Raw genomic sequence first — 477 nt, forward strand, 5'->3', positions numbered from 1 at the left:
ACTGCACCCTCCGTGACATCTCGGGTCCCGGGGCGCTGAAGGTCCTGGGGACCACGGGAATGGCCGATCTGCTCTACAGCTTCGGCACGCTCCACCCCGGACTGGTCACCCTGCACAACTTCCCCAAGTTCCTGCAGGAGTTCGAGCGCCCGGACGGGCATCTGCAAGATCTCGCCGCCACCGACATCCTGCGCTCGAGGGAACTGGGCGTCCCCCGTTACAACGAGTTTCGGCGGCTGCTGCGGCTGAAGCCTGCGGAGAACTTCGCGGAGCTGACGGACGATCCGGCGTGGGCCGAACAGATCGAGCGGCTCTACGACGGCGACATCGAGAAGGTCGACCTCATGGTCGGGCTGTACGCGGAGAAGCTGCCGGCCGGATTCGCCTTCAGCGACACGGCGTTCCGCATCTTCATCCTGATGGCCTCACGCCGGCTGAACAGCGACCGCTTCTTCACCGAGTACTACACCCCCGAGG

At 65.2% G+C, this 477-nt stretch carries 1 protein-coding gene; it reads left to right on the forward strand.

Going from position 1 to position 477, the window contains the following annotated elements; genetic code table 11:
* Window positions 1–477 (forward strand): peroxidase family protein (locus KDL01_RS41855; RefSeq protein ID WP_368861758.1); only part of this gene is annotated, 477 nt, incomplete at both ends.

The organism is Actinospica durhamensis (genome assembly GCF_018139695.1).
Classification (GTDB): Bacteria; Actinomycetota; Actinomycetes; order Streptomycetales; family Catenulisporaceae; genus Actinospica; species Actinospica durhamensis.